The organism is uncultured Selenomonas sp. (assembly GCF_963528755.1).
GTDB lineage: Bacteria > Bacillota > Negativicutes > Selenomonadales > Selenomonadaceae > Selenomonas.
This window is the reverse complement of sequence record NZ_CAURXA010000004.1, coordinates 158,851-174,249: the sequence shown is the minus strand read 5'-3', so window position 1 is coordinate 174,249 and position 15,399 is coordinate 158,851. Positions and strand designations below refer to the sequence as shown.

At 61.4% G+C, this 15,399-nt stretch carries 14 protein-coding genes; all 14 read right to left on the bottom strand.

Annotated elements, in window-relative coordinates; genetic code table 11:
• Nucleotides 1-74: 74 nt before the first annotated feature.
• Nucleotides 75-410: a small basic family protein gene (locus tag RWS31_RS06445; RefSeq protein WP_006191080.1), complete on the bottom strand. Its 336-nt coding sequence runs from the start codon at nt 408-410 to the stop codon at nt 75-77.
• Nucleotides 407-1,108 (bottom strand): DUF881 domain-containing protein, encoded by a 702-nt coding sequence (locus RWS31_RS06440; protein WP_314596846.1) that lies wholly within the window; start codon nt 1,106-1,108, stop codon nt 407-409. Before RWS31_RS06440 ends, RWS31_RS06445 begins: the two co-directional genes overlap by 4 nt.
• Nucleotides 1,109-1,182: 74 nt before the next feature.
• Complete coding sequence (locus RWS31_RS06435; protein ID WP_314596844.1) at nt 1,183-1,971, bottom strand: FtsQ-type POTRA domain-containing protein; 789 nt, start codon at nt 1,969-1,971, stop codon at nt 1,183-1,185.
• A 41-nt stretch (nt 1,972-2,012) separates the two neighbouring features.
• The gene (locus RWS31_RS06430) at nt 2,013-2,951 is read right to left on the bottom strand and encodes a D-alanine--D-alanine ligase (RefSeq protein WP_314596842.1); all 939 of its coding nucleotides are present in this window, start codon (nt 2,949-2,951) and stop codon (nt 2,013-2,015) included.
• Between the two features lie 4 nt (nt 2,952-2,955).
• Nucleotides 2,956-4,329: a UDP-N-acetylmuramate--L-alanine ligase gene (gene murC, locus RWS31_RS06425; RefSeq protein ID WP_314596840.1), complete on the bottom strand. Its 1,374-nt coding sequence runs from the start codon at nt 4,327-4,329 to the stop codon at nt 2,956-2,958.
• Nucleotides 4,330-4,341: 12 nt separating this feature from the next.
• On the bottom strand, nt 4,342-5,451 hold the full coding sequence (gene murG / locus RWS31_RS06420) for an undecaprenyldiphospho-muramoylpentapeptide beta-N-acetylglucosaminyltransferase (protein WP_314596838.1): 1,110 nt from the start codon (nt 5,449-5,451) through the stop codon (nt 4,342-4,344).
• 45 nt (nt 5,452-5,496) lie between these two features.
• Complete coding sequence (murD, locus tag RWS31_RS06415) at nt 5,497-6,879, bottom strand: UDP-N-acetylmuramoyl-L-alanine--D-glutamate ligase (RefSeq protein ID WP_314596836.1); 1,383 nt, start codon at nt 6,877-6,879, stop codon at nt 5,497-5,499.
• Between the two features lie 73 nt (nt 6,880-6,952).
• Nucleotides 6,953-7,927, bottom strand: a complete 975-nt coding sequence (gene mraY / locus RWS31_RS06410; RefSeq protein ID WP_314596833.1) for a phospho-N-acetylmuramoyl-pentapeptide-transferase — start codon at nt 7,925-7,927, stop codon at nt 6,953-6,955.
• A complete protein-coding gene (locus RWS31_RS06405) occupies nt 7,924-10,830 on the bottom strand; it encodes a UDP-N-acetylmuramoyl-L-alanyl-D-glutamate--2,6-diaminopimelate ligase (RefSeq protein ID WP_314596832.1) in 2,907 nt (968 codons plus the stop codon). The genes mraY and RWS31_RS06405 overlap by 4 nt, the downstream gene beginning before the upstream one ends.
• A gap of 22 nt (nt 10,831-10,852) precedes the next feature.
• Nucleotides 10,853-11,224: a cell division protein FtsL gene (gene ftsL, locus RWS31_RS06400; RefSeq protein WP_009645447.1), complete on the bottom strand. Its 372-nt coding sequence runs from the start codon at nt 11,222-11,224 to the stop codon at nt 10,853-10,855.
• Nucleotides 11,225-11,310: 86 nt separating this feature from the next.
• A complete protein-coding gene (rsmH, locus tag RWS31_RS06395; protein WP_314596831.1) occupies nt 11,311-12,246 on the bottom strand; it encodes a 16S rRNA (cytosine(1402)-N(4))-methyltransferase RsmH in 936 nt (311 codons plus the stop codon).
• Nucleotides 12,247-12,255: 9 nt separating this feature from the next.
• On the bottom strand, nt 12,256-12,687 hold the full coding sequence (mraZ, locus tag RWS31_RS06390; protein ID WP_009645462.1) for a division/cell wall cluster transcriptional repressor MraZ: 432 nt from the start codon (nt 12,685-12,687) through the stop codon (nt 12,256-12,258).
• Between the two features lie 245 nt (nt 12,688-12,932).
• Nucleotides 12,933-13,739: a polysaccharide deacetylase family protein gene (locus RWS31_RS06385; RefSeq protein WP_314596829.1), complete on the bottom strand. Its 807-nt coding sequence runs from the start codon at nt 13,737-13,739 to the stop codon at nt 12,933-12,935.
• A gap of 118 nt (nt 13,740-13,857) precedes the next feature.
• Nucleotides 13,858-15,381 (bottom strand): SPFH domain-containing protein, encoded by a 1,524-nt coding sequence (locus RWS31_RS06380; protein WP_314596827.1) that lies wholly within the window; start codon nt 15,379-15,381, stop codon nt 13,858-13,860.
• Nucleotides 15,382-15,399: the final 18 nt, after the last annotated feature.

Sequence of the window (15,399 nt, the reverse complement as noted above, 5' to 3'; positions counted from 1 at the left end):
CATTCTATCATTATTTTAATACGTGCGCCATAAAAAAATTATGAAAATGCTTGCTTTTTTCTCTTTTTGCCGCTCTAATTATGCTTTTCGAAGAAATGACGGCGCAGAATCGCCAAATTCTGGAAAACACGCAAGCCGAACGCCAAGAGCGCCACATAGTAGAGGTCGATGCCGAGGCGATCGCCGATGTAGACGAGGAACGCCGCCATGAGGGCGTTCATAAAGAAGCCCGAGATGAATACGGCATTGTCGAAGTGGTTTTCCGACGCCGCCCGAAGGCCGCCGAAAACGGAATCGAGCGAGGCGAGCAGGGCGACGGAGGAGAGCTTCGCGTAGGCGAGCGGCACGGTGATCGGAGAGAGCATGCCGACAGCGACGCCGACGAGAAGTCCGAGAACGGGCAGAATCATTTTGCTCCCTCCTTTTCATCCGAAAGCGTTTCGATGGCTTTCGCGTACTTGAACGACGCCGCGCCCTTGTAGGCAGGCACCTCGACATGCTCTTCCTTCTTCACGTCGATCTGTATGCCCCAGACCTTCAGCGTGTCCTCGACGCCGCCGCGCATCTTGATCGACTTCTCCAAACTCTCGGGGTCGCCGATGGCATGAATCTTGTAGGGCGGTGCCGAACGTACATTGTTGACGGAGAGCGTCGGCCCCGCGCAGCGGATCTCCGACGTACCCGTGAGCCTCTGCCCGTTGATGGACACGGCTTCTGCACCTGCGGCGCGCAGTTCGTTGATGACGCGCAGGAGATCGTCGTCATGAATGAGGTAGAGGTTCGGATTCTCGCCCGCCTTCGACGTCGCCTTGCTGTCGTCGAGCGTGACGATGACGCCCGGTCCCGCGAGCGCCGTGAAGCCGCCCTTCATGCGCTGGTAGTCGTTGCTCGGCCCCTCTGACGCTGCGTCTTTCGTATCCTTCAGTTCTTCCTGCAGACGGTCACGCTCCTTCTCCGTCTCCAGAAGACGCGTGGCAAGTTCCTCCACACGCTGCTGCGATACGGACTGGCGCATGTCCTCCGTCGCACGGAACTGCACGGCGAGCATGAAGCCCAGCACCATGCAGACAAAGGCGATGGACCACCGCCCCTGCTTGAAATTGATCATAAAATGCCTCCCGAGCTGTTGCTGAAATGAGATAACAAAGAGATTATAACGCAAACTCAAATTTTCTTCCACAACTATTGCTTGAGCTTGATGAACGGCGCCGTGTACTTGAAGTCGACGTACTCGACGGGGCGCTGCTTGACCTCCTGATCGACGATGAAGCTGTCCGTCAGATGCGCCTTTTCTTCCAAGCGGTCGAGCGCACCGAGGCGGATCTGCACACCGCCCGTCGTGTACGCCATGACGTCGTCCGGCTTCTTCAGCGACACCTCGGAGATCTGCGCATTCGTCTCAGGCTTCAGGGCATTGAGATAGACGAGCGCCGCTTTGAGATTTTCATCCGTCGTTTTGTCGCCGATGTAGATGTCCTTGAGCTTGATGCCCGTGACCATGGGAATCGGCATCTTCTTCAGCGTCTTGTAAGCGTCGATGACCGTGCCTTCGCGGTCGAGATCGACGTAGCCAAAGTCGCAGTCGACGGTGGCAACGGGGCGGCGTTCGACGATCTGGATCTCAAGTGTCGACGGCAAGGAGCGGCGCACGCTCGCCTGCTCGACGCGCAGATCCTTCATCAGGAGCTGAGCCATCTCCGCCGTCTTCACCTGGAAGAGCGGCACGCCCGGGTAGACGCCGGCGACGCGGCGGATGTCATCGGCCGGCATGTAGTGGTTGCCGATGATGCGCACATCGCGCACGGAAAAGAGCGGCGAGTAGACGGCGACGGCGAGGAGAGCGCCCGAGATGACGAGGAACAGGAATCCCTTGAGGACGCGGCGCGGGCTGCGGCGGCGCACGATATGCGTCTCGCCCGGCAATGCGCCGGGCTCGGTAAAGCCGAGAGTCTCCTGCCTTTCCTCTGCCATCGTTCCGCCTCCTTTCCGTATCCCGTACCTTCGCTCATTTCTTACTTCTCATACCCTGCCATTTCCAAAATCCTTTCGCAGAGTTCGGGGAACTCGACGCCCATGGCGCGTCCCGCATCGGGCACGAGCGAGGTCTCCGTCATGCCGGGCATCGAGTTGATTTCGATCACATAAGGCGTCATGTCCTCGCCGAGCATCATGTCGGCACGCGCCACGCCGCGGCAGCCGCAGGCGCGGAAAGCGTCGACGGCGAGCTGCTGCACGCGCTCCGTCACCTCCGAGGGAATGCGTGCGGGAATGATGTGCGTCGACGCGCCCTTCGTGTACTTGCTCGCGTAGTCGTAGCGTCCCGAAACGGTCGTGATCTCGATGACGGGAAAAGCCTGCGCTTCTCTCGCATCACCCCAGACGGCGACGGTCAGCTCCTTGCCGCGAATGAACTCCTCGACGAGCACTTCCTCGTCGTAGCGGAAGGCGTCCTTGAGCGCCGCCTCAAGCTCCTCTTCCTTCTCGACGATGGCGACGCCGATGCTCGATCCCTGCGACGACGCCTTGATGACGGCGGGCAGGGAAAAGGCCTTTCGGATGCGCGAGGGAAGCTCCGCGTCAAACTCAAAGCGATGAAACGTCTCGGAGCGCGGCGTCGAGATGCCGGCGCCGAGGAACACGCGCTTCGACATGACCTTGTCCATCGTGACGGCGGCGGCGAGGACGCCCGAACCCGTATAGGGGATGCCGAGCATGTCGAGCGTGCCCTGCAGCACGCCGTCCTCGCCGTACCTGCCATGCAGCGCGTTGAAGACGATGGCGCAGTCGCTCTTTCTTATCGCCTCGGCAAAGTGCGGCGGATCGAGTTCCATGCCCTCGACCGCATAGCCCTTCGACTCCAAGGCGCTGACGATGGCGGCTCCCGTGCGGCGCGAGACTTCCGCCTCGCTCGACGGGCCGCCCATGACGACGACGATCTTTCCCTGCTTCATGAAATTACTTCCCCTCCAAAAGAGCGACCAGTTCCTCGCCCGTCTTCCATATATCGCCCGCGCCCATCGTGAGGACGATGTCGCCAGACTGTGCGATGGCGGCGAGGTGCGCGGCAATATCTTCCCGCTGCGGAATATAGACCGCGTCCTGCCCCGTCGTCTGCCGCACGGCGTTGAGGATCGTGCGCCCCGACACGCCCTCGATCGGCGCTTCTCCCGCCGAATAAATATCCGTCAGTACGAGCACGTCCGCCTCGCGAAAAGCGCCGCCGAATTCAGCGGCAAGAAGCTTCGTGCGCGAGTAGCGATGCGGCTGAAAGGCGCAGATGATGCGGCGCGGCTTCGTCTGACGCGCCGCGAGGAGCGTCGTTGCGATCTCCGTCGGATGATGCGCGTAGTCGTCGACGACCCATACGTCCTGCACGCGCCCCTTCGTCTGGAAGCGCCGTTTCGCGCCGTGAAAGAGCGCAAGTCCCGCCGCCATCTGCTCGACCGTCAAGCCAATGGACAGCCCCGTGACGACGGTCGCGAGCGCATCGAGCACGTTGTGCCGGCCGGGCAGATTGAGGCGCACGCGGCCGAGATCTTTTCCTTTGTGCAGCACGGAGAAATCAACGCCCGCGCCGTGCATCTCGATCTTGCCCGCGCGGTAGTCCGCCTCATGGTCAATGGCGTAGGAGATGACCTTGCGGCCGAGCGTCTGCGCGATGTCTCGCACGTTCTCGTTGTCAAAGCACAGGACGGCGTGGCCGCCGGGCTTGATGTTTTCCAGAAATTCGCGAAATGCCTTGCGAATGTTCTCAAGCGTGCCGTAGTGATCGAGATGATCGTCCTCGATGTTCGTGACGACGGCGATGTGCGGCCGGAGCTTCAGGAACGAGCCGTCGCTCTCATCGGCTTCGGAGACGAGATACTCACCCTTGCCGAGCTTCGCGTTGCCGCCGAGGACATCGACCTCGCCGCCGATGATGATCGTCGGCGAGATGCCCGCATGGTCGAGCGCGACGCCGAGCATCGAGGTCGTCGTCGTCTTGCCGTGCGCTCCCGCTACAGCGATGCCCTTCGCCGCGTTGAGGAGCGCGGCATTGATGTCCGAGCGATGGAAGCGACGCAGGCCGAGCCGCGCCGCCTCGACGATCTCAGGATTCGTCTCAGGAATCGCTGTCGAGACGACGATGGCTTCTGCCCCGTGCACGTTCTCTGCCCTATGCCCATGATGGATGTGCGCGCCGAGACCCTTGAGCTGCTCGATCAGCGCGGAAGAGCCGAGATCGGAGCCCGTCACCTCATAGCCCTTTTCCAGCAGAATGTGCGCGAGCGCACTCATACCCGCACCGCCGATACCGACAAAATGTATCTTATGGATGTCCTTCAGCAACTCTTTCTCCTCCTAATCTTTCGCAATCTCCAGCACGAGATCGGCAATCTCATCGGCCGCCTCGGGGCGGCCGAGCATACGGCTCGCCTGTGCCATGCGGCGAAGCTTTCCTTCTTCCGACAAAAGCTCGCCGAGCAGCGCCGAAAGCGTCTTGTCCGTGAGATCGCGATCCAAGATCACGCGCGCCGCGCCCGCCCGCTCCAAGGCGCGTGCATTGTACTCCTGATGGTTCTCCGCCGCATACGGATACGGCACCAAGATCGCGGGCACGCCGCGTGCCGTAAGTTCGGCAAGTCCCGTCGCACCTGCGCGAAAGACAGCGAGATCCGCCATCGCCATCGCCTCGGGCATATTGTAGAGGTAAGGCTCGACCTTGATGTGCGGCGCGGCGGCGAGATCCACGCCCGCCTCCTCCAGTCGGCGCATGACGTCCTCATACTCGCCCCTTCCCGTGACGAGAAGGAACTGCACCTCGGGATACTCCTGCGCCGCCTGCAGGACGCCGACCATCGCGCGGTCGATGCTCCTCGCGCCGCGGCTGCCGCCCGAGACGAGCACCGTGCGCTTTGCCGCATCAAAGCCGAACTTTTCGAGCGCCTTCTCGCGGCTCGCCGTCATGACCTCGCGGCGGATGGGATTTCCCGTAAAGACTGCCTTCTTGCGCGGGAAGCGGCACAGAGCCTCTTCCGTGCCGACGGCGATCTTCGTCACGAACTTCGACAAGATCTTGTTCGTCACGCCGGGCACGACGTTCTGCTCCTGAATGAGCGTCGGCACATGCGCGAGGCTCGCCGCCATGAGGATTGGCCCGCAGACGTAGCCGCCCGTGCCGATCACGACGTCGGGACGGAAGCGGCGCACGATGGCCGCCGCCTCCGCAAGGCCATGCATGGCGCGTCCGAGCCGCACGATGTTCGTGGGCGAGAAACTGCGCTTGAGCCCCTCGATATCAACGGTTTCAAAGGGGATGCCTTCCTTCGGTATGATGTCGGCTTCCAGGCCTTTCTGCGTGCCGACGTAGAGAAATTCCGCCGTGCGCTCCTTCTTGGCGAGAACGCTCACGAGCGTCAGCGCCGGATATATGTGGCCGCCCGTACCGCCGCCCGAAACGATGATCTTCATGCCAGTTCCCCTTTGCCTGTCATTTCTGCGTTTTCCTGCAAACTCCTACACCAGCTCGCGTGCCAAGCGCTTGAACACCTCGCCGCGCTCCTCGAAGCCGTCGAACATGTCGAAGCTCGCGCACGCAGGCGACAAGAGCACGACGGCAGGCGGCTTCGCGAGGCGACGCGCGATGTAGACCGCCGTCTTCATCGAGTACGCGGCATCGTGGATATGCGCAGTGGGAAAGCCCGCTGCGCGCGCGGCTTCGGCAAAGCGAACGGCAGCGTCGCCGACGAGGATCAGTTCCGTGCAGCGCTCCGAGACGAGATGCATGAAGTCTGTCAGATCCGTCATCTTGTCGTCGCCGCCCGCAATGAGCACGATGCCGTCCGAGAAGGATTCGAGCGCCTTGATCGCCGAGTCCGTATTCGTCGCCTTGGAATCGTTGTACCAGGCGACGCCCGCGAGATCGAGAAAATGTTCGATGCGGTGCTCGACGCCCTTGAAGGAGCGCAGCACGCGGCGAATCGCCTCAGCCTCGACGCCCGCGAGATGCGCCATCGCTGCCGCCGCGAGCGCGTTCTCGACGTTGTGCGCCCCCTTGATGCCAAGCTCCGCCGTCGTCACGAGCGCGATCTCCTCGCCGCCCTGGCGCAGGACGAGCTTGTCGCCCAAGAGCAAAGCGCCCTCTTCGAGCGCCTCCCTGCGGCTGAAGAAAAATACGGGGCACGCGGCACGCTCCTTCATCGAGCGCGTCCTCTCGTCGTCATAGTTCAGGACGAGCCAATCGCCTTTTGCCATTTCGCGGAAAAGCCGCTCCTTCATCGCCTGATAGACTTCCATCGAGCCGTGGCGCTTGATGTGGTCGGGCGTCACGTTGAGGACGGCGGCGACCTTCGGACGGAAGTGCTCCGTCGCCTCCATCTGGTAGCTCGAAATCTCGGCGGCGACCGCGCCGCCCTCGCCCGCCTCCAGCACGGCTTCTGACAGCGGATAGCCGATGTTGCCGCCGACGCGCGTCTTCTCCTTGCCGAACTTCTCGGCGAGCAGCAGCCCCAGGAGCGTCGTCGTCGTCGTCTTGCCGTTCGTCCCCGTCACGGCGAAGATCGGCGACTTGGCAAGCGCCGCCGCCAACTCCACTTCACTCGTGATGCGGATGCCGCGCCGCTTCGCCTCCTCGGCGAGCGGGATGGCGACGGGAACGGCGGGCGAGAGCACGAGAAGATCGCAGCCGTCCAGGAGCGCGGCTTCCTGTGCGCCGAAGATCAGCTCAATGCCGAGTGCGCGAAGCTCCGAGACGTCCTCTTTGATCGCCGCCTCGTCCTTCGCATCGGAAAGCGTGACCTTCGCGCCAAGCCTCTTGAGAACCTTCGCCGCCGCAAAGCCGCTGATCCCGGCGCCGATGACGAGAATCTTCTTTCCTGTGAAATCCGTATTGAGATGCAATATGCTTCCTCCTCGTTTTATCTCTTCCCTGCAGACGAGGGAGGCTTCCCAAGATGTCAAACGTCTGCCCGCGTCAATATGCAAGCCATGCGCCGAGCACCGCAAAGACGGCGCCGACGAGCCAGAACGTATGGACGACGCGCGTCTCCTGCCACCCCTTTAGCTCGAAGTGGTGATGAATCGGACTCATGAGGAAGACGCGCTTTCCCGTCGTCTTGAAGGAGATGACCTGGATGATGACGGAAAGCGCCTCGGCGACGAAGACGATGCCGATGACGGCAAGCAAAATTTCCGTATGCGTGAGAATGCCGAGCGCGGCGATCGCGCCGCCGAGCGCCAAGGATCCCGTATCGCCCATGAAGACGCGAGCCGGATGATGATTGAAGCGCAAAAAGGCGCACGAAGCGCCCGCAATCGCCGCCGCGAACACGGCAAGCCCCGTCGCGCTGAAGGCGAGCGCAACCGCCATGTAGGCGAGTGCGGCGACCGTGACCGTGCCCGCCGCGAGGCCATCGAGGCCGTCCGTGAGGTTCACGGCGTTGCTCGTGCCGACGAGCACGAAGAGCACGAGCGGATAGTAGAAGAGTCCGATGTCAAGCGCCGCATGCACGAGCGGCAGCCAGACCGTCGTCGCAATTCCGAGTTCGTGCTGTGCGAAAAAAACGACGACAACGGCGATGACGATCTGCCCCAAGAACTTCTGCCGCGCCTTGAGCCCAAGGTTGCGCTTCTTCACGACCTTGATGTAGTCATCGAGGAAGCCGAGCGCGAAGTGTCCGAGCATCACGAAGAGCGCGAGCCATACGCCCGCCGTCAATGGCGCGGCGGCAAGCGTCGCGAGCGTGATGGCGGCGATGATCATGATGCCGCCCATCGTCGGCGTGCCGCTCTTCGCCTGATGGCTCTTCGGCCCTTCCTCACGTATGCTCTGCCCGAACTTCAGCTTGTGCAGCTCGGGAATCACGAAGGGGCCAGCCGCGAGCACGAGGACGGCGGCGAGCGCCGCCGCTCCTGCAAGAGAAAGCGCCGTCGTATTCACATCCATCATTTGCCTGCCTCCAGCGCCTTCTTCAACAGGGGGATGATCTCATCCATCTTCATGCCGCGCGAGCCTTTGAAGAGCACGGCATCGCCCGGCTGCAGGATCTCTTTGAGCCTTGCCGCCGCCGCCTCGTGCGATGCCATACGCTCGACGAGCGGCACGCCACCCGCCTTTGCGGCCTCTGCGATAAAGCGGCTCTCCTCGCCGCGCGAGAGGACGGCGGCAAAGCCAAGATGCGCCGCCTCCTCGCCCACGCTCGCGTGGCCGCTCTTCGACGCTCTGCCGAGTTCGAGCATGTCGCCGAGAACGGCGATCTTCCTGCCCGCAAACATCTCGGCGAGCGTCTTCAAGGACGCGCGTGTCGATGTGGGACTCGCATTGTAGGCGTCGTTGACGAAGGTGTATGCGCCGCACTTTTCAACGGCGAAGCGCATCTTCTGCGCAGGCGGCACGGCGAGTCCGCGCCGGACATCCGCGAGCGAAAGGCCGAGCACGCGAGCCGCAGCAATGGCGGCGAGCGCATTCGACACGTTGTGTCGGCCGGGCATCGGCAAGAAGAGTTCGTGCCGTTCCAGTCGCCCGCGCTCGTTTTTCCATTCCAGCATGAATCTCATGCCGTCCTCGGCCTTGCCGACAGCGACGGCACGCACATCAGCATCGCGCGAAAGACCGAAGGTCACGACGCGCACGCCCGCCTTCGCCTTCTCGCGCATCGCGAGGACGCGCGCATCGTCGGCGTTCAGTATGACCGTGCCGCCCGACTCCACTGCCTCGACAAGCTCCGCCTTCGCCTTCGCGATGTTCTCGATCGAGCCGAGAAGCTCCATGTGCACCTCGCCGACGTTCGTCACGATGGCAACGGTCGGCGCGGCGAGCGGCGCGAGCGCGGCGATCTGCCCGAGTCCTCTCATGCCGATCTCGACGACAGCCGCCTCGTGCGCGGCGCGAAGGCCAAGGAGCGTCAACGGCAGGCCGATCTCGTTGTTATAGTTCGCCGCCGTCTTCTGCACAAGAAGGCGTGCGCCGAGTACAGCAGCCGTCAAGTCTTTGGTCGTCGTCTTGCCGTTTGAGCCCGTGATGGCGACGACGGGGATGGAAAACTTTCTGCGCCACGCGGCGGCGATCTGCTGATAGGCGAGCAGTGTATCCTTCGCCTTGAGCATGACGCCCGTCTTCGGCAGCTTCGCCTCGGGCGTATCAGCCGCCACGAGCACGCCCGCCGCGCCCTTTTCGACCGCCTGCGCCGCGAAGTCCGCGCCGTCAAAGCGCTCGCCCCGAAGCGCGACGAAGAGCGATCCCGCCGCAATCTTTCGCGTATCCGTCACGATGTCGGAAAATACGATGTCCGCCGCCGTGCGCACGGCTTCGACCTTCGCCGCACGCTCGACGTCGGCGAGCGAAAAGCGCATCACATAGCTTTTTTCCCGCGCGGCGACGGCCTCGTGTGCGACTTCCTTGTCGTCGAAGTGGATTGTCTTGTCCTTCAAGATCTGGTAATTCTCGTGCCCCTTGCCCGCGATGATGACGATGTCGTCCTTTTCGGCGAGCGCCACGGCACGCATGATCGCCGTGCGGCGGTCGGCGATTTTTTCATGGCGTTTGTCGCCGATCTTCTCGAGCACGCCGACCTCGACCTCATCGAGGATGCGCGCGGGATCTTCCGTGCGCGGATTGTCCGAGGTCACGAGCACGACGTCAGAAAGCGCCGCCGCGATGCGTCCCATGATCGGCCGCTTCGTGCGGTCACGGTCGCCGCCGCAGCCGAACACCGTGATGATGCGTCCTGCCGCAATCTCCCTCGCCGTCTTCAGGATGTTCTCTAAGCCGTCAGGCGTATGCGCATAGTCGACGATGATGGAGAACGCCTGCCCTGCATCGACGAGTTCGAAGCGCCCAGGCACGCTCTTGAAAGCTTCGAGCGCCCTCTTGATCGCCTCGGGCGCGATCCTTTCCGCGAGCGCCGCGCCGACGGCGCTCATGACGTTGTAGACATTGAAGATTCCCGTAACGCCGAGCGAAAGATCCATCTTGCCGAAAGCGCCTGTAAGCGTCAGCTCCATGCCCCGCGCATGGACGCGGATGTTCTCGGCGCGAAGGGCGGCTTCCTTCTTCACGGCATACGTGAGATGCGCACACTTCGCATGGGCGAGCATCGTCTCGCCCGCCGCATCGTCATCATTAACGACGGCCGTCTTGCCTGCCTTCGCGCCCTTTCGGCTCACAAGGTCGAAAAGGCGCGCTTTCGCGCGCTTATAGTTTTCGAGCGTCTTATGGTAGTCGAGATGATCCTGCGTGAGGTTCGTGAATACCGCCGTATCGAACTCGATGCCCGCCACGCGGTTCTGATCGAGCGCGTGCGAAGACACCTCCATGACGACGAAATCCATGCCGCGCCGCGCCATATAGGCGAGCGTTCGCTCCAGGACGACGACGTCGGGCGTCGTATTGTGAATCGGCAGAGCCTCATCCTCAACGAGGATCTGAATCGTGCCGATGAGTCCGACCTTGTACCCCGCCTCGCGCAGGATGGCACGCGTCATATAGCTCGTCGTCGTCTTGCCGTTCGTGCCCGTGATGCCGATGATGCGCATCTTTCGCGACGGGTAGTCATGGAAAAACGGCACGATGACCTCAAGCGCCGCCGCAAGATTCGGCACGCGAAGAACCGCCGCCGCACCCTCGGGAATCTCGATCCCGCGCTCCGTCAGAATCGCGCACGCGCCCTTCTCGACCGCCTGCGCGATAAAGGAATGGCCGTCGACATGCAGCCCCTCGATGGCGACGAAGAGCGTCCCTTCTGTCACCTCGCGCGAATCGTGCACGATGTCCGCGATCTTCGCAGCTGCATCTCCCTTGATTTCAGCGCCCTCGACGAGCGCCGCCAACTCGGCAAGCGTCTTCATTGCCATCCCTCCATGAAATTTATCGGACCTATTCCTTCGCACCTGTCGCAAAGTAGACCGTCTTCGGCGTGCTCATGCCGAGCTTTTCCGTCGCAATGCGGCGCACGCGCTCGGGCGATTTCATCTGTGCGATCTCGATCTTCAGATGCTCATTTTCCTTTTCGAGCGTTTCCGCCTGCTGCTGGATCTTCACGAGATCGTAGCCGCGGCTCGCCGTGATGCCGCTTCGGATCGTCACCGCCATCGCCATGATGCAGACCAGCGCAAGCAGCAAGAAACAGCGGGAGCGCAGATGCGTGTTGAGCGTCGGCCGCCTCTTAGGAGGCGGCGCAGGCTTCTCGATCCGCTGCGGCTGCAGCTCCTCCTCATAATACTCATACTCTCTTTGTCTTGCGAGCATCTGTCGATCCCTCCTTGATAGCGGTGCTGCCGCTTCCTGCGGCCTCCGCCTGCTCCCTCATGCGCCCTCCGCCGAAGAGCGGCTTCCTATAATTTCTCAGCCACACGCAATTTCGCGCTCTTGGCGCGTGGATTTTCTGCAGCTTCTGCGGCGCTCGGCTTCTGCGCCTTGCCCAAGAGCCTGACCTTAGGCTCGTGACCGCAAACGCAGACGGGAAGCCCGGGCGGGCAGATACAGCCGCGTGCGAGTTCCTTGAATACCTGCTTGACGATGCGGTCTTCGAGCGAGTGGAACGTGAGAACGGCGATCCTGCCACCGGGCACGAGCGCGTGCACCGCATTCTCGACGCTCGCCTGCAGGATGCCGAGTTCGTCGTTCACCTCGATGCGGATCGCCTGGAAGATGCGTTTCGCCGGATGGCCGCCGGCCGCACGGCGCACGCCCTTGGGCACAGCGCGGCATACGATGTCAACGAGTTCGCCCGTCGTCTCGATGGGCTTTTCCTGCCGCGCCGCTACGATGAATGCGGCGATGCGCTTCGCCCAGCGCTCCTCGCCGTAGTCGCGGAAGATGCGCCAAAGCTCTGCCTCGTCATATTCGTTGACGACCTCGTGCGCCGAGAGGAGACGCGACGTATCCATGCGCATGTCGAGCGGCGCGTCCTGCATGTAGGAAAAGCCGCGCTCTGCCGTATCGATCTGATGCGACGACACGCCAAGGTCGAAGAGCACGCCGTCGACAGCTGTGACGCCGAGTCTTTGCAGAACCGAGTCGAGCGCACGGAAATTCGAGCGCACGACGTCGACGCGGCACGGAACGTCGGCAAGCCGCTCCTTCGCCGCCCGAATCGCCGCCTCGTCCTGATCGAGCCCGATGAGCCGTCCTGCGGGAGAGAGCCTGTCAGCGATGCGCCGCGCATGACCCGCGCCGCCCAGCGTACAGTCGACGTAAGTGCCCGCAGGCTTTACGGCGAGAGCCTCCAGAGTCTCCTCCGGCATCACGCTCGTATGGCGAAACTCCATGCACTCACCTCAAATCCCGAGATCCGTCAGCGTCTCCGCGATCTTCGTGACCATCGGATTCACTTCAGCGTTGTAAGCATCCCAAGCCGTGCGGCTCCAGATTTCGGCGCGCGTCATGACGCCGTTCAGGACGACATCCTTTTTGAGGCTCGCATAGGCGCGCAGGTTCGCAGGCACGAGGAAGCGTCCCTGCCTGTCCAATTCCAGCTTGCGTGCGCCCGCAAAGAAGAAGCGTGCAAAGGCCCGAGCCTCAGGCTTCGACATCGGCAGCGCCTTGAGCTTCGCCGACAGCCGCTCCCATTCCTCCTCTCCGTAGAGAAAGAGGCAATTGTCAAGCCCCTTCGTGATGACAAACGAGCTGCCGAGCTCCGGGCGAAAATCCACAGGCAGGATCACGCGCCCCTTCGCGTCGATCGTATGTGTGTATTCGCCCATCAACATCTCGCTTGCCACCTCCTTCACCAGTGCTCTCTATATTAAACCACATTTCCCCACTTTTCGCCACTTCATTGTCTAGTTTTAATTCTTTCTTTCCCCTTTTTTTCCTGCCTCTCGCTTTCATTTTTTTCATCCTGCGCCCCTTTTGCCGCAAAAATAAAGAGAAAGCACCCCCTTCGCCAAAGGCAAGGGACTGCTTTCCCACAAACATATTTTCTTTTTTAGGCAAGAAGAAGCCGCGCTTTTCCCTACCGCTTCTGCCAGCCGAAATTCTCGAAAATCGGCAAATAGCGCAGACGCTTCTGAAACGATCCTTCCGTGTTTTCCGTATGGAAGATCGGCACACGGTCGATCGCGTAGAGATTGCTCGCGCGATCCGCATTGCCGTAGCGCACGGTGAACGCCATCTTGTAGCCCGCTTCCTTCACGAGATTCGCAATGTGCAGGTTGTATGCGCCCCCTGGGTAGGCGAAGCATGTGACCGTCTTGCCGAGCTTCTCCTCGATCATGCGCTTCGAAGCGGAAAGCTCCTCCTTGATCTCGTCATCCGTGAGGCTCGTCAAGGCGCGGTGCGTCATCGTGTGCCCTTCGATGGAAAAGCCGTTCTGCTCCATCTCGCGCAGCTGTTCCCACGTCAGATAACCCTTCTTCTTTCCCACCATCTCCGTGACGACGAGGATCGTCGCCTTGAAACCGTACTTCTTAAGAATCGGATACGCCTTCTCATAGTTGTCGACATAGCCGTCGTCAAATGTGATCATCACGGGCTTTTCGGGCAAATCGCCCGCTCCCGTCAGAGCGCCGTAAAGCTCTTCAGGGGTGATCGACTGGAAGCCGTTCTTCTTGAGCCACGCCATCTGACGGTCAAAGTCCTTCGGTGCAACGGCGAGCGAATGATCCATGTCGTTGACCATGTGGTAGTTCAGAATGCGCACCTTCGCCCCCTGCTCGACTTCCTGCGAAATGCGTGCATCGATGTTCCCCGTGCCCGCCGCCAGAAGCAGCGCAAAGAACAGCACGAAGAGCGGTAGAAACCGCCGCAGAAATTTTGTCACGAAACCCCAAGAGGTCAAGCCGAAGGCGCAGACTGATTGGCTAGGTTTCTGTAATGGCGGCGCACAATGTTCACAAAGTGGACGTTTGTGCGTGTAGTTTGTCATTCTCTTTCCTCCCTCAGTCGCGAATCGCATTGGCAATCGTCGCCGCCTTGACGGCAGCCGCTTTTATAGCATCAGCATCCGCCCCCGTGACGTTGACATTCTTCGTGACCTTCGCCTCGTAGCTCTCGCCGCGCACGATGTCTGCGAGGTCGATGCCCGTCGCCGCCTTGACCGTCTGAAACGTCTTCGCCATGACGAGCGGCACATTGTCTGCCATCGGCTCAACCGCAGAGGCGCTGCTGCCGCCGATGATGGATACATTACCGATGCGCTCAAGCGGCTTTGCCACTTCCGAAGCGATCTGAGGCAGAATCTCAACGATCATCTGCGCCATAGCCGCCTTGCCGTATTTCTTCAGCGCTTCCGCCTTGCGATCCATCGCAGCGGCTTCCGCCTCGCCTTTCGCCTGGATTGCGGCAGCTTCAGCCTCGCCCTGCGCCTTGATTCCTGCTGCTTCCTGCTCTGCCGCATAGCGCGAGGCCTCAGCCTCAGCCTTCTTCGCCTCCGCCTTGCGCTGCGTTTCGTAGAGCGCGGCTTCCGCTTCACGCTGACGCTTGGCAAGATCGGCCGCCGCCTTCTGCTCGACGGCATACTTTTCTGCGTCCGCCTGCTTCTGAATCTGCGCCGCAAGCTCCTGCTCACGCACGGACACCTGCTGCTTCTTCAGCTCCTGCTCACGCTCCGCCTTCGCGATTTGCGCGTTGACCGTAGCGGCCTGAACAGATTTCTGCTGCTCCTGCGCCTGAATTTCGTAGGCTGCATCCGCCTCCGCGCGCTTGATATCGGACGCCCGCTTAAGCTCCGCCTGCCGAATGGCAAGATCGGTCTGCCTCTGGGCAATCTCAAGATCCGCCTCTACCTGCGCATCGTTCGCTTCCTTCTGCGCCTGCGCCTTGGCCACAGCGACATCGCGCTCCGCCTCGGCACGCGAGATGGCCGCGCGTTTCTTGATGCGCGCCGTGTTGTCCGCACCGAGGTCGACGATGAGACCATTGTTGTCCGTGACATTCTGTATGTTGCAGGAAATGATCTCGATGCCGAGCTTCTTCATATCCTGCGCCGCCTTGTTGACCACCTGATCAGAGAAGCTGTCACGATCCGTATTGATGGCTTCCAGCGTCAACGTGCCGATGATCTCGCGCATGTTGCCCTCAAGGGAATCCTGCAGATCCTTCGCGATCTGTTCCCCCGTGAAGTTCAGGAAGTTCCGTGCTGCAAGCTGCACGCTCTCCTCGTCGCGCCCGACCATGACCTTGGCAACAGCATCGACATTCACATTGATGTAATCGTTCGTCGGCACGGGTGTCTCCGTCTTGATGTCCACAGAAATCTGCCCGAGGAAAAGCTTGTCCATGCGCTCAAAGAAAGGGATGCGCGCTCCGCCCCGCCCGATGAGGATGCGCGGGCGCTTCTTGATGCCGGAAATAATGAGTGCCGTCGACGGCGAAGCCTTCACATAGCCGCCCACTAAAATCGCCAAGAGCACGACGACCAACGCAACGACGCCAACAATTCCTCCGATAAATAAGATTCCCATACACTTCGCGACGCATCG